The sequence below is a fragment of the Aquimarina sp. AU474 genome (assembly GCF_900312815.1).
GTDB lineage: Bacteria > Bacteroidota > Bacteroidia > Flavobacteriales > Flavobacteriaceae > Aquimarina.
Genome location: NZ_OMPE01000009.1, coordinates 1,456,121 through 1,470,333, shown reverse-complemented (window position 1 = coordinate 1,470,333; position 14,213 = coordinate 1,456,121). Strand labels below are relative to the sequence as shown.

The following is a 14,213-nucleotide window of genomic DNA, read 5'->3' as shown; positions in this document are numbered from 1 at the left end:
TATTTTGGCTTAACTTTAAATACAAACATTATCCATGGGAATTTTTTCATTTATTGCATTTACATTAGCCGTAGCGGTATACGCTTGGTGGAAAACTAAAGGTACTGACGAAAAATCTGCAGATGGTTATTATTTAGGAGGACGTAGTTTGGGTGCTATCACAATAGCAGGTTCCTTATTACTCACCAATCTATCTGCAGAGCAAATTGTAGGCCTTAATGGGCAATCTTTTTCTGAAGGAGTAGTTGTCATGGCATGGGAGACATTGGCGGCAATAGCAATGATAGGGACAGCAATATGGCTACTTCCTCGGTATATGAAAGGTGGCATTACTACAATTCCCGAATTTATAGAAAAACGTTTTGATGAAAATACGAAAGCAATTCTTTCTGTATTATTCCTGATCGCATTTGGATTTGTTTTACTTCCTACGATTTTATATGCAGGATCAAAGGCTTTCATTACCATGTTTGAATTGCCTAAACTCTTAGGTTCTTCTGAAACAACCACGTATTGGATATCTATATGGAGTATAGGGATTATAGGAATTATATATGCCATTTTTGGAGGACTTAAAGCCGTAGCCGTTTCTGATTTAATAAATGCTATTGGCCTATTAATAGGCGGGTTAATGATTCCGTTTTTTGGCCTAGCCCTTATTGGTGATGGTAACGTAATGGATGGATTAGGTGAACTATGGAGTACCAATCAAGATAAATTTAATGCTATTGGAGGAGAAGATTCATCTATTCCTTTTGGTACGATTTTTACAGGTATGATGATCGCTCAAATGTATTATTGGGGTACAAATCAATCTATATTACAACGCGTTTTTGGGGCTAAGAGCTTAAAAGAAGGTCAAAAAGGGATGATATTAGCTGCTTTGGTAAAGTTTTTAATTCCGGTAATTGTAGTGCTTCCAGGAATTATCGCTTGGCATATTTTTGGTACTAATTTAAAAGATGCCGATGCTGCTTATCCAGAGTTAGTTCGTAAAGTATTACCTGCAGGGCTTTTAGGTTTTTTTGCAGCAGTATTATTTGGCGCAGTATTAAGTTCGTTCAATAGTTTATTAAATAGTAGCGCTACTCTTTTTGGTTTTGATTTATATAAAAAGTTTTTTAATAAAAACGCTTCAGAGCACAAATCTGTAACTGCCGGAAAATATTTTGGTCTAGGATTAGCCTTAATATCTATGACAATTGCACCTTTTATAAGATATGCTCCAGATGGATTGTTTGATTATATCCAAAAAGCTTTAGGAAGTCTTAGTGTGCCTATTCTAGCAGTTGTAATTATAGGTATTACTACCAAAAAAGTCCCTGCCCTTGGCGCCAAAATTGTCTTAGTTGGTGGAGTTTTAATGTACCTTATAAGCCTATTGATTATAGGGCCATATTTTACTAATAGCGCATTAGCAGAGGCAAAAGCAAGTGGTATAACGGATATTGAAGCTTTAAATTTAGTAAAGACAAGAGCGTACCCCCATTTCTTGCATATTATGGGGGTTTTATTTGTGATAAATGTCGTTATCATGTTGATCGTTGGTAAATTAAAACCTAAAACTAATATTTACATACCAGTAACTACTAAACAGATTGATACTACTCCTTGGAAATATGCATTGATAACCGGGACAATTATTACCATATTAGTAATCAGTACCTACTTGATTTTCTAAAGGTTAAAAAAACTTATTCATTATCTGTTCTTAATTGTTACTGGTATTATTAACTTTACAATTGTATTACAATAAGCAACTTTTGAAGATAAAAAAATGAAAATATTAGTTACAGGCGGACTAGGTTTTATAGGTTCTCATACCGTGGTAGAATTACAAAACAAAGGTTATGAGGTAGTCATTATAGACAACTGTTCCAATTCTTCGGCAGACGTTTTGGACAGGATTACGAAAATAACAGGCATAAAGCCACTTTTTGAGCAATTCGATCTTAGAGAGAAAAATAAGGTTCAAGATTTTTTTAATCGCCATAACGATGTTAGCGGTGTCATTCATTTTGCTGCCTCTAAAGCAGTTGGTGAAAGTGTAGAAAATCCTTTATTATATTACGAAAATAATCTTTCGACCTTAGTGTATCTTTTACAACAACTCTCTAGTAAATCATCTGCTCATTTCATTTTCAGCTCATCATGCACGGTATACGGCCAAGCTGATGAACTTCCTATTACTGAAAATGCCCCTGTAAAGGCTGCAGAATCTCCTTATGGCAACACAAAACAAATAGGAGAAGAAATTATTAGAGATACTTGTAAAGTTACTTCTGATTTAAATGCAATTTCATTACGATATTTTAACCCAATAGGTGCTCATCCTTCTTCTGAGATAGGCGAATTACCTATTGGCGTTCCTCAAAACCTGATACCATATATCACGCAAACCGCTATTGGATTAAGAGAACAATTATCCGTTTTTGGCGATGATTACCCAACATCAGACGGAACGTGTATCAGAGATTACATACACGTTGTAGATTTGGCAAAAGCTCATGTTGTTGCCTTACAACGTTTACTAGAACATAAAAATGTTTCGAATTATGAAGTTTTTAATGTAGGAACCGGAACCGGAAGTACAGTATTAGAAGTAATACAATCTTTTGAAAAGATGTCGAATCAAAAATTGAATTACAAAATTGTTGGTAGAAGAGAAGGTGATATTACCGCTGCTTATGCTGATACCACTAAAGCAAATAACGAACTAGGATGGCAGGCAAAAAGCAGTTTAGATGACTCTTTAGGTTCTGCCTGGAAATGGGAACAGAAAGTTAGAAGTTAGTACTTTTACGCTGATATAGATTCTATTATAAATAAAAAAAATCCTGAAGAAATTTCTTCAGGATTTTTTTATTTCATCACGATCTACTAATTATTAGTAGAATTTAGATCTTTTATCTTCTATTTCTGCAGCTTCTTTAAGTGCTTCAAATACTTTCGTATTTACTAACCCTACCTGAGATTTTGAAGCTTGTGAAGCATAGCTAATATATGTATCTAATCCACTTGCCGGGGTCTTTTTAGTAACCTCAATAACATATACTCCATTATTTCCTACAATTGGACTAGAAACACCTCCTATTTCTTTTGCAAAAGCTGTTCCCACTACTTTTGGTTCTGTTCCTGCACCACTTATCGTTGGTGTTTTCATATTTAATGCAGAAGCCGTTTTCACCGTTTGTCCTTGAGCACTTGCTATAGCTTGTAAATCACTACCAGTGATTTTAGATCTTAGCATTTCAGCTTTCTTTTCTTTTATCAATATAGGTTTTACCGTTAGGCTAGCATCAGCAACAATCATAGTACCTTCATCAGCTTTTGCTGTTAACTGTACTACAGCATATCCTTCAGGAATTTCGAAACGTTTTACATCTCCTACTTTAGACTCTTCATTAAAAGCCCATTGTACAATTGTTCTTTTAGCTCCTAATCCAGGAATATTTTCGTCTAATTCTTTAATTTTATTTACAGGACGTACGGTCATCTCATTCTCCTTAGAAACTTCTTCGAAATCCTTATCTCTAGCCGAAATCTGGAATTTTGTTGTTTCTGTAAAAATAGTGTTGATCGTTTTTTCACTTGGCTCTATTTTTTGAGCAACAGTAGCTACTTTTACAGTCTTTTGCTCATTTTTCTGATCATCCAAACGAATGATGTGATATCCAAATTGTGTTTCAACTATTCCTTGATCTCCTGTTTTATTTTCAAAACAATACTCATTAAATGCAGGAACCATAGCACCTGGTACAAAATATCCTAAATCACCACCTTTATCTTTATTAGAATTATCTGCAGAATACTTTGCTGCCAGTACAGTAAATGTATCATTGTTACCTTTTACCGCAGCGGCTATACTATCTGCTAATGTTTTTGCCTCTTCTTTAGTACGTTTTAGATCACCTGCAGTACGAAGACCTTCCCAAGCTACTAGTATATGACTTGCTTTAACAGAATCAGGCATCTGCTTTTGAGCAACTATTCTAGATATCTTCATGTATTCTCCATCTTTATACGGCCCAAATACTTGTCCTACAGCTAGGTTATATAACGTATCTGCTACTGTAGCAGGAAGTTGTTTTTTATACTTAAAGGTATCATCATATTTTAAAACAGAATTTTGATTGATAAATTCTTCTACATTTTCTACACTTGTAAATCCAGCAATAGAATCTGTAGTTTTAGTATTTTGATTAAATTCTACTTTATCATTTAACAAAGCGGCAACATCTTTCTTTATTTCATTTTCATCCTCTTGACTCGCTTCTTCTTTAAAAATAACATACTTAATACTTCTAGAAGCCTCGGCTTTGTATTTCTCTACATTCTTGTTAACATATTCCTGTATCTCTGCATCAGTAACATTTACATCAGCATCTTGAATACTAGAAAACGGGAGTTGAACATATTTTATATCAACATTATCATTCTCCATCTTATAAGCCAATTCTCCTTCTTTTAATGTAGAACCTACACCAGCTTTTACCATATTAAGATATGTTTCTTCTCTAGCTCCTTTACTAATAGAAGCCTCATAATCTAACCATTGTTGGTATGCTTGTGGAGATGTAGCCTTTACATTTGCCACATATTCTTGCATTTTAGCCTTATCAAAAACACCCGCTTCATTCTGAAAAGTTGGATTATTAGCCAAAGACTCACCTAATAACTCATTTACTTGATCTTTTCCTACTTTGATTCCTAGTTCTTCAAATTGCTCTTCGAATACTGTTTCTCTAATTTGTTGATCCCAAACATAATTTACAGCTTGGATACTAGATCCACCTGTTCCAAAACTTCTAGAAGCGGCTTCAACCTTTCTGGCAAAATCTGTTCTATCAATATCTTTTCCATTTATCGTAGCGATCGTATTTTCAGCTTTCTGAGAAATAGCTCCTCCATTACGAATCAAATCTGCAAGCACGAAAGAAAAGAGTGCTAATGCGATGATCACAATTAAAAAAACTGAGCGCTGTCTGATTTTATTTAAAACTGCCATGATGTGTTATAATTTATTCAAAATATAGTGGGCGAAAATACCATTTTATTGTAATAATACCAATTAAAAATATCAAAGTCTTTTTGAAGTCTTTATGCTTTCAGTTTTTCCAATAGTACGGGGCTGTTTTTAGAGCACTATTTTTCTTGAATTACAGGTTCTTTTTGAGTTAGAATCCCATAAACTATTAATAGCTGAGCTGTTGCATAGGTGGTCATTACCCATATATGAGCAAGGGGTATTTTTTTATAAAACATATTAATTGCCAACAAACTATCTGAAAGCATAAAAAAAAGCGAACCTATAAAAACCAATACATAACTTATTTTTGAGACATTTTTTGATCTCATAAAGGACGCATTAGACATTAATAATATAATCAGCATATAAACAATAACAGGGATCAACATCTCTCCTAATCCAGGATATAATATGTAAAACAACCCAAAACCATAAGCAATTGTAAATATTGTGAAATACCACCCTTTATTTTGATTGTCTCTATTCTTAAAAAAAACAATGATATACATGACATGAGCGAATAGAAACATAACCAATCCCATAATAAAAAAAAGTTGAGATTTGTTGGTGAATAACAACAAGATATCTCCAAATAAAGAAAATACCAAAGCCATAATCATCATCCAGAAAACACTTACAGGTAGTTTTCTTTTATATCCTAAAAAAAATATAATTAAGGAACTAATAATAGCAGGTTTTGTATACAATCTTAAATCAAGAAAAGATGGGGTACTACTACAAATAAGATCACATAAGAGAATGATAGCATAAATTATAATAAAGATTATACTTTTTTTATCTAGTATTTTTTCACCCATTACCTGCAGATTAATTAATCTTCTTCTGTTACTAAAAGTTCTACAATTTCGATTTTAGTATTAGAAGTTTCTATAATACTAATCTTAAACGAATCTATAACTACCTCGTCGTCTTGCTGTGGTATTTCTTCGGTATGATTTACAATCATACCCCCCAAAGTTTCGTAGTTTTCACCTTCGGGTAAGTTCAACTTATACGTCTCATTAATATAATCTACTTCCATTCTGGCTGAGAATCTATATCGATCCTCTCCCAATTGCTCTTCGATAAGAGCTAAAGAGTCGTGTTCGTCTTCGATTTCTCCAAACAACTCTTCAACGATATCTTCTACAGTGATAATACCACTGGTTCCTCCATATTCGTCAATAACTACAGCGATGCTCTTATGTTTTTTAGTTAATAAGTTAAGAACATCTTTAACAAACATCGTTTCTGGCACAAAAACAACAGGAAGTATAATAGACCTTAACGTTTTAGGTTTCTTAAACAACTCGAATGAATGAACATATCCAATTATATCGTCTACGGTGCCATTATACACAATGATTTTAGACAGACCTGTATCTATAAACAGTTTACTTACCTCTTCTATTGATTGCGATTTTTCTACAGCCACGATTTCCGTTCTTGGCACCATAACCTCTCTGGATTTTACATCTGAAAAATCCAAGGCATTCTGAAAGATCTGAATTTCACTATCCACCACATCATGTTCTTCAACCGTTTCCATCTGTTCTGTAATATAATCTCCAAGTTCGGTTTTACTAAACGCCAATTGAACTTGGTCACCATCGGTTTTAAAAAACTTTTTCAAAACCACATCAGAAACCCATATTACAAAGGAAGAAATCGGAGAGAATATAATGTAAAAGACATACGCCGGAAATGAAAATGCCTTTATCAGATTATTTGAATAGATCTGAAAAAAAACTTTAGGCAAAAACTCTGCAGTCATTAAAATTACTAGAGTAGAAATAGATGTTTGCACTAACAAACTAATACTAGTAGCCATTCCTGGATAGTAACCTTCTATAAGTCCCATTAGCAACTTACCCATATACAGCCCATAAACAACCAATGCTATATTATTACCCACCAACATTGTGGCAATAAATTTTGAAGGTTTCTTCGTTAATCTTATGAGAATATTTGAAATAAATCCACCTTGCTTTTTTTCAATTTCAATATGGATTTTATTAGAGGAAACATAAGCTATTTCCATTCCAGAAAAAAAAGCCGATAATATTAGAGAAAGAACAATAACAACGATCTGTAATTCCATGAATTAGTCTTTGTTATTTGCATCAAATCGTTTTCTAAAATTTCGTTTAAAGAAAAACATAAAAACGGCTACTACCGCGAAAAACAGGTATAAAAAACTTCTACCTCCTTCTTGCCCCCATTCGACATATGCTTGATATGCAAAAAAACACATTATAGCCAAATAGGCATATTCAAAAAACTTAAATACTTTCATCATAATATTAGATCACTCCTCGATAAACATTATACCATCGTTTATTCTTGAATTCAAGATAGTAAAATCCTGATTAGCATCAAAGCCATCAGCCTCATTGATATTACCATCGGGCAATAGACTCTTATAGGGTTGATCTGTAAAGATCCAATTTATATTTTGATCCCAATACAGTTGGCGCGCTTGTAAATGCGTGCTATCTGCTGTTTTTATATCTACATTACCTCGCATATCTATTAAGCCAGTTTGTTGATAAGAAATTGCATAATCTGAAGTAATCACGCTTACTTTTCCTTCTTTATCTATAACATCTAACACAATCCCTTCGGGAAACTCATGATATCCAAAAGATTTATTAGTAAAATCTAAGACTTTCGAAGTTTTTAGTATTGCAGTAAGCCTCCCTGAATCGGTATATTTAAGATTTACATCAAACGCTTCTGCAATTGGAGGTGTACCTGGAGTTTTATGATTTTTACTTTTCTCTGCAATATTTGATTGACATGAAAAAAACAATGTCACAGCAAACGCTGTGACAAAGTTTATAATTATGTAATACTTTTTTTTCTGCATTATAGCTTAGGAACTCTAACTGTTTCTCCGATCCAACATCCTATTTGAACTTTAGTAATTCCTGGATTATTGAAAATATCAGTTTTTGAAGGAGCCTTTGCTTTATAGTTAGCTGCAGTTTTTGTCGCTGTAGATCTCAAACTTGGATCTACTTTCCCTGCTTTTCTAGCATAGTTTTCGGCCAACCAATATACAGCTCTCTTACTAAACACATCATCTCCACAACCATTAGCACTACTTGCTATCATACTAGCAATCCTAAGATATGCAGTACCCATAGATGGCTTATACTTAAGCGCTTTTCTATAGTATCCTCTTGCTCTTCCTTTATTTCCTTGTCTTTTCAAAACTTCACCTATTCTAAAGTATACTTTAGCTTTATCATTAGCTTTAGTTTCTAACTCTGCAGACTGGTTAAAATATTTTAATCCAGTTGTAGTCTTTTTATCTTTTAAGGCTAATATCCCAAGATAGTATGCTGATTTTGCAGATGGTTCTGCTTTATGCAATGCTTCTACCAACTTAAAGAATAATGGATCATCTGTACAATCCTTGGCAGACATTCTACCTGCTGCTCCTTTTAACCAGCTTACATCACCTTTTTTAGCTCCAAATTGACCATTATATAATGGAATAAGGTTAGCACAATCTGCTCTTTCTCCAAGTTTTTGATTAATTCCTGCTTTTACTTTACTAAATGCTGTAAGGTTAATACCTGCATTTTTAAGTTTTTTCTTCTCTTTTGACGATAAAGCAGTACCAGATTCTTCTTTTTCTGTATATCCAGCAATAATCTTTGCCAATCTACTTTCTTCATTTTCTATCTTCTCGGTGATATCATCATAAAGATCAAAAACTCCTTGAAGTTCTTTTTTACCTTCATCATGTAAATCTACAAATAGAGAAAAATACGTATATAATTTTTTAGGTCTTTTAAAATTACCTTTATCTTCATTATATGCTTTATCAAATTCTGCAAATTGAGAATCTTTAGTTCCCATTTTGTTATCAAACATTAATTGCCCGATATCAGAATGCATAACTCCTAACTTAGTTTTTGCTGGGAAATATTGATAACGTTCTTTCTTAAGCGTTATAATCTCACTGGCAATTGCCTTCTTTTCTCCTGCTGCTGCTTTCTTTAATTTGGCTTTCAGTAATTTCTCTCCAAACTGATATGTAGCAACACTATATGTTGGGCACTCTTTTCTTACTTTCCAAAGGGGTTCTTCAGCAGATGCATAATTCTTCACCTTAGCATGCTCATATGCAATAGAAGCTGTAGTAGCACAATCAGTAGCTTGGGCACTTACTTTTGTAGTACCTAAAACTAATCCTGTTGCTATAACAAATAAAACTTTAGTATTCATAGCTGTATTCATTGTGTTAATTAAATTTTATTTTTCTGAACCATTGATCATTCAATGATAAACTTATAGAGAAATTAAAGAATTCTTCTTTAACCAATCCAATATCGGTTGTTCCGCGTTGGCCAAACTCAAAACCTAAATTGGCATTAGAGAATAATCGACCCACTGGTAATCCTACTCCAAAAGATATGCCAAACTCATCAATCGATGTACCGTTTATATTCAATCCGGTTTCTTCATACCTAAATCCTGCACGATATACAACTCTACTAAAATAACTAGTTAACGAGTTGTAGTTAGGAATATAGTACCCTCCCATTCTAAATTTTGACGCACTTTTGCTCTCTACATTATCCTGTATAAATAATGCATTCGTATCATCTCCAGAATCCATATAAGTATACTCTGCACCTACAAACCAATTCTTAGGTTTCCCTATACCACTTCCAAATTTCACCTCTGCAGGTAAATCTATATCTCTATCTTCAAGTTCTGTTTCTTGTCTTTCAACAACTCCTTCTGCTCCATTAGTACCAATAACAATGGTAGCCAATTCTCGTGTACTTTCCGCAGTTAATCCAAAAGATGGTGTAGAAACAACAGATGCAGATAATTCTAGTTTATCTGTTATCATTCTTTTATAAACTATCCCCAAAGATAAACTGAAAGAAGACAAATTCGAACTTGTAATCTCTCTTGTATCAAATTGAATATCAGGCCTTCGCAAAACGGCTTTGTTTTCAATATTTCCAAAGTTATAATTAAAATCCAAACCTACGCTTAGATTCTTGTTAACTTTAGCCCCTGCAGATAAAAAAACCTTATTCAAACCTCCAGTTCCTGTAAATCTACTTTCAGAACCATCGTCACGTAAATCATTAAGTTGATATCCGACTGATGTAATAGGAATTACACCAAATCCAAATCCGAATTTACCGGCAGGTATACCCACCGCCAAATAATCTAATGAAGCAACATCTCCCGAAGAAGATTGTGTTTGATCACTAATTTTGAAAACACTATTCGAAGCACCTACTGTATATGTAGTAAGTTTGAGTTCTCCGAAAGAAGCTGGATTTTGAAGATTTAAATGAATACTATCTGAAATAATACTCAATCCCCCCATCGATCTATTTTCTACCGTTCCTTTAAACTTCTGAATTCCTATTCCATAAAAAGAATATGGAGAAGAAGTTCCCTCCTGAGCATTGGACATCATGGCTACAAAAGCCAATACGACTACTAAAATCTTCTTTATCATCTACTATTATTAAAAGCTAAAATGTAGTTTAATCCCTCCAATAAAAAATTGGAAGTGGCAAATATGCCATTTTTTAATCTTTTAGACAAAAAATGTGCATCTCCTCCGGTTAAAATAACTGTTAAATCAGGGTAAATGTTGCAATAATCTTCAATAACCCCCTTTATTTCATATAAAATCCCTTGCACAACACCCGAATGAATAGCTTCTTCTGTGGTGTTACCAATATGATTATTAGGGGTTTTTGGCTCTAACAACGGAAGTTTTGCTGTATAATTATTAAGACTATGATATCTAAGTCTTATTCCTGGAGAAATTGCTCCTCCAAGATATTCTTCTTTACTATTTTTAAAATCATACGTTATACAAGTTCCTGCATCAATGACTAAAACATTTTCTTTAGGAAATTGATCAACTGCAGCTGCAACTAGCGCTAAACGATCTATTCCTAATGTTTTTGGGGTTTTATATAAATTTTTGAAGGGCATTTTTAACAGATGATCCACTACAAGTGTATCAAAAACATGTTTGATATGCGCAATAGTACTCTCTTCTATATTAGATACCGAAGAAATTATCGCTTTTGTTATTAAAGGGTGCTTATTCCTAATGATTTCTATTTCATTAATAAAGTCATTCTGCACAATAGTTTGTTTATAAATGATTTGCGTATTATCAAACACACCTATCTTTATATACGTATTCCCAACATCTATAATAAGATTCATCCCATAAATAGTAAGCTGCAAAAGTACAAAACGATTTTTTTAATTTTTTCTTTTGACTATTAAAAAAAGCGTTCTATATTTGCATCCGCTTACAGCAAGGTGCCTTAGCTCAGTTGGTAGAGCAAAGGACTGAAAATCCTTGTGTCCCTGGTTCGATTCCTGGAGGCACCACCTTGAAAGCCCAAACAAATGTTTGGGCTTTTTTTGTGTCCAAAAATCTAATTTTCAGCTATTTAAAACTATTTTTGTTTCTTTTTAAGAGTTTCTCCCTTATAAATATTACAACATACCAAGCCACAACTCTTAATTAGAAAACACATAATAAAAAACTGGCAACATTAAACTTTATCTATAATCAACTATATTTTAAATAGAAAAAGAAGCCATTCTATTAATAAAGAAAAGCTGAATTTAATATAAAAAAGAGAGACACACTCAAGGATGAGTATGTCTCTAGTTAACTAATTAAAATTAAAATTATTAAAATTTTACATTTTAAACCACTACACTTAATTCTTGTTCAACGTTGTTATCCTTTGAATCAACTTCAAATTGATTTGAAGTATTCTTTCCTCCTCCAGCTTTTAAAGCGTTCTCACCTGCAAAAAATGTTTTATGATCATCTCCAAGATCCGAACCTGCCATTCTTTGATGTTTAACACAAGAAACGCTTTTGCGAATTTCTTGTCTTTGAACACCTTTTACATAAGCCAACATTCCTTCCTCTCCAAAATACCCTTCGGTTAAATCATTCATATGTAAAGCTGTAGTATGATATGTTGGTAAAGTAATTAAATGATGAAAAATACCAGCCTCTCTTGCTCCATCAATTTGGAAGGTTCTAATTTTTTCGTCTGCTACCTTACAAAGGTCTGAATGATCATATTTTGCATCCATTAAGTTATTTTTATCATACTGAGATACATCTTTTCCTAATGCTAACATTTCTTCATATGCCTGATTACGGAAATTTAATGTCCAGTTAAAAGATGGTGAGTTATTATAAACCAATTTAGCACTAGGTACAACTTCTCTAACTCTGTTTACCATATTAGCAATTTGTTTAACATTTGGCGTAGGAGTTTCAATCCATAAAAGATCTGCTCCATTTTGAAGACTAGTAACACAATCTAACACTACTCTATCTATATTTGATCCGTCTTTAAATTTATACAAACCATTTGCCAACCGTATTGGGCGAACCAATTTACCATCTCTCTTCAATAAAACATCATCTTCTTTAGCATCTTCTATAGCCACTTCTTCTGCGTCTACAAAAGCTAAATATTGCGATGCCAAATCTCCTGGTTCTTGACTTACTGGTAATTTTTGAGTAAGTCCAGCTCCTTCAGAATCTGTTCTTGCAACAATTATCCCTTCGTCTACACCAAGTTCTAGAAATGCATATCTTACTGCATTTAATTTCGCAATAAAATCTTCATGTGGTACTGTTACTTTTCCATCTTGATGACCACATTGTTTAGCATCAGAAACTTGATTTTCAATTTGAATAGCACAAGCTCCTGCTTGGATCATTTTTTTTGCCAATAAATACGTTGCCTCTTCATTTCCAAAACCGGCATCTATATCAGCTATAATAGGCACAACATGTGTTTCAAAATTATCTATTTGATCTTGTACATCTTCTCCATTTTCAAGTCTTCTAAATAAATCATTTAACTCAATAGCATCTGCTTGACGTAAAAAATCATAAATTTCTTCAATAAGCCCAGAAACAGCAGTTTTTTCATGCATAGACTGATCAGGTAATGGTCCAAACTCAGAACGTAACGCTGCTACCATCCAACCTGAAAGGTATAGGTATCTTTTACTAGTCGTTTTGTGGTGTTTTTTAACAGCTATCATTTTTTGCTGCGCTACAAATCCATGCCAGCAACCAAGAGATTGAGTATATGCAGATGAATCTGCATCATACTCTGCCATATCTTTTCGCATAATACCCGCTGTATATTTTGCTATATCTAAACCTGTTCTAAATTGATTTTGCGCAACCATTCTAGCTGCACTTTCAGGATTTATTGCATTCCAAGTTTTACCGTATTTTCCCTTAAGATCTCTTACTGTTTGTAATGCCGAACGATAATTACTTTGGGCTAAATTTTTCATAATCTTACTTTTTATTATTTGGGTTATTCGAAATTTTGATAATTAAGTCTCGTAAATCTCTAATAGTTACGAGGTGTTTTTTATTGTACTTATAAGCTTTAGAAACTCTTCAAAAATGAATCTATATAGTATTATAATTTTTGTGCAACACTAATAGAATCAACATTATTTCATTACTAATTAACTCTAGACAATATCGAGTTACATCTCTAAAAAACTGAAATTTAGTCTTTGTAAAAGTTGAATTTTGCATCGCAAATTTGTTTTTGTCAGGACAAACATAAAATAAAGTTTTCGAATAAACAAGCGAACGTTCGCTAAATATCATTATTTCACTTTATTTGAATATTTCGCAAAAATTCACATATCTGTTTGCGAATTACAAAAAAGAACTATGTAAAAATGTCATTGACTTATTAACCATTACCAAAAACTAATGAAGTAAATAAAGCGCCGTATTAATATGACAGCTAAAAAAGAAGACAGGGTGTATTACTAACAAAAATCAACCTCTTTGAAATCGTTATCACCTGCGAACGTTATGCATTAGTAATTTTAAAGAGTGGTAGATTCTGTTTATTCAAAAGAATACAATTAAAATTATTACAAAGAAATAATTTAACGTATTGTACCGAAGTTACTTATGTTGTGTCCCGGAAAACAAAAGAGTTTTCAGAAATCTGAAAACTCTTTTGTTATTAATAACTAGAACTGAATTCAAACCAATAATCTTTGGATTACTATATAGTCGAACTAACACCCTTATTAAAAACTACTGTTAAAGTCAATCCCAATGTTATATATAAGAGAATACTTAAAAACCCATTGG

At 33.0% G+C, this 14,213-nt stretch carries 11 protein-coding genes and 1 tRNA gene; 3 read left to right on the top strand and 9 right to left on the bottom strand.

Features of this window, described 5'->3' with window-relative positions:
- The first annotated feature begins 34 nt into the window (after positions 1–34).
- Both DK508_RS19865 and galE read left to right on the top strand, forming a co-directional pair.
- Entirely contained in the window at positions 35–1,681 is a 1,647-nt protein-coding gene (locus DK508_RS19865; protein ID WP_109302522.1) for a solute:sodium symporter family transporter, read from the top strand.
- 96 nt (positions 1,682–1,777) lie between these two features.
- Positions 1,778–2,794: a UDP-glucose 4-epimerase GalE gene (gene galE, locus DK508_RS19860; RefSeq protein WP_109302521.1), complete on the top strand. Its 1,017-nt coding sequence runs from the start codon at positions 1,778–1,780 to the stop codon at positions 2,792–2,794.
- A 93-nt stretch (positions 2,795–2,887) separates the two neighbouring features.
- Here galE and DK508_RS19855 read toward each other — a convergent pair whose 3' ends face one another.
- The 8 genes from DK508_RS19855 to DK508_RS19820 all read right to left on the bottom strand — a co-directional run bounded on the left by DK508_RS19855 (position 2,888) and on the right by DK508_RS19820 (position 11,257).
- The gene (locus tag DK508_RS19855) at positions 2,888–5,008 is read right to left on the bottom strand and encodes a peptidylprolyl isomerase (protein ID WP_109302520.1); all 2,121 of its coding nucleotides are present in this window, start codon (positions 5,006–5,008) and stop codon (positions 2,888–2,890) included.
- A gap of 137 nt (positions 5,009–5,145) precedes the next feature.
- Entirely contained in the window at positions 5,146–5,847 is a 702-nt protein-coding gene (locus tag DK508_RS19850; protein ID WP_109302519.1) for a lysoplasmalogenase, read from the bottom strand.
- Positions 5,848–5,861: 14 nt separating this feature from the next.
- A complete protein-coding gene (locus DK508_RS19845; protein ID WP_109302518.1) occupies positions 5,862–7,130 on the bottom strand; it encodes a hemolysin family protein in 1,269 nt (422 codons plus the stop codon).
- Between the two features lie 3 nt (positions 7,131–7,133).
- On the bottom strand, positions 7,134–7,328 hold the full coding sequence (locus DK508_RS19840; protein ID WP_370443862.1) for a hypothetical protein: 195 nt from the start codon (positions 7,326–7,328) through the stop codon (positions 7,134–7,136).
- 9 nt (positions 7,329–7,337) lie between these two features.
- Positions 7,338–7,898, bottom strand: coding sequence for an LPS export ABC transporter periplasmic protein LptC (gene lptC / locus DK508_RS19835; RefSeq protein WP_109302516.1), 561 nt, complete (start codon positions 7,896–7,898; stop codon positions 7,338–7,340).
- Positions 7,898–9,268 (bottom strand): M48 family metallopeptidase, encoded by a 1,371-nt coding sequence (locus DK508_RS19830; protein ID WP_109302768.1) that lies wholly within the window; start codon positions 9,266–9,268, stop codon positions 7,898–7,900. The genes lptC and DK508_RS19830 overlap by 1 nt, the downstream gene beginning before the upstream one ends.
- A 16-nt stretch (positions 9,269–9,284) precedes the next feature.
- Complete coding sequence (locus DK508_RS19825) at positions 9,285–10,529, bottom strand: outer membrane beta-barrel protein (protein ID WP_109302515.1); 1,245 nt, start codon at positions 10,527–10,529, stop codon at positions 9,285–9,287.
- Entirely contained in the window at positions 10,526–11,257 is a 732-nt protein-coding gene (locus DK508_RS19820) for a type III pantothenate kinase (protein ID WP_109302514.1), read from the bottom strand. The genes DK508_RS19825 and DK508_RS19820 overlap by 4 nt, the downstream gene beginning before the upstream one ends.
- Before the next feature lie 98 nt (positions 11,258–11,355).
- On the opposite strand from DK508_RS19820, the gene DK508_RS19815 reads away from it, so the two are divergent.
- A tRNA-Phe gene (locus DK508_RS19815) sits at positions 11,356–11,428 on the top strand.
- Between the two features lie 324 nt (positions 11,429–11,752).
- Here the strand turns inward: DK508_RS19815 and DK508_RS19810 are convergent.
- Positions 11,753–13,384 (bottom strand): isocitrate lyase, encoded by a 1,632-nt coding sequence (locus tag DK508_RS19810; protein ID WP_109302513.1) that lies wholly within the window; start codon positions 13,382–13,384, stop codon positions 11,753–11,755.
- Between the last annotated feature and the right edge of the window lie 829 nt (positions 13,385–14,213).

Bases quoted from the DNA above. Each gene is read 5' to 3' on its own strand.
- DK508_RS19865 (WP_109302522.1), top strand. From the start codon at position 35: ATGGGAATTTTTTCATTTATTGCATTTACATTAGCCGTAGCGGTATAC.
- galE (WP_109302521.1), top strand. From the start codon at position 1,778: ATGAAAATATTAGTTACAGGCGGACTAGGTTTTATAGGTTCTCATACC.
- DK508_RS19855 (WP_109302520.1), bottom strand. From the start codon at position 5,008: ATGGCAGTTTTAAATAAAATCAGACAGCGCTCAGTTTTTTTAATTGTG.
- DK508_RS19850 (WP_109302519.1), bottom strand. From the start codon at position 5,847: ATGGGTGAAAAAATACTAGATAAAAAAAGTATAATCTTTATTATAATT.
- DK508_RS19845 (WP_109302518.1), bottom strand. From the start codon at position 7,130: ATGGAATTACAGATCGTTGTTATTGTTCTTTCTCTAATATTATCGGCT.
- DK508_RS19840 (WP_370443862.1), bottom strand. From the start codon at position 7,328: ATGATGAAAGTATTTAAGTTTTTTGAATATGCCTATTTGGCTATAATG.
- lptC (WP_109302516.1), bottom strand. From the start codon at position 7,898: ATGCAGAAAAAAAAGTATTACATAATTATAAACTTTGTCACAGCGTTT.
- DK508_RS19830 (WP_109302768.1), bottom strand. From the start codon at position 9,268: ATGAATACTAAAGTTTTATTTGTTATAGCAACAGGATTAGTTTTAGGT.
- DK508_RS19825 (WP_109302515.1), bottom strand. From the start codon at position 10,529: ATGATAAAGAAGATTTTAGTAGTCGTATTGGCTTTTGTAGCCATGATG.
- DK508_RS19820 (WP_109302514.1), bottom strand. From the start codon at position 11,257: ATGAATCTTATTATAGATGTTGGGAATACGTATATAAAGATAGGTGTG.
- DK508_RS19810 (WP_109302513.1), bottom strand. From the start codon at position 13,384: ATGAAAAATTTAGCCCAAAGTAATTATCGTTCGGCATTACAAACAGTA.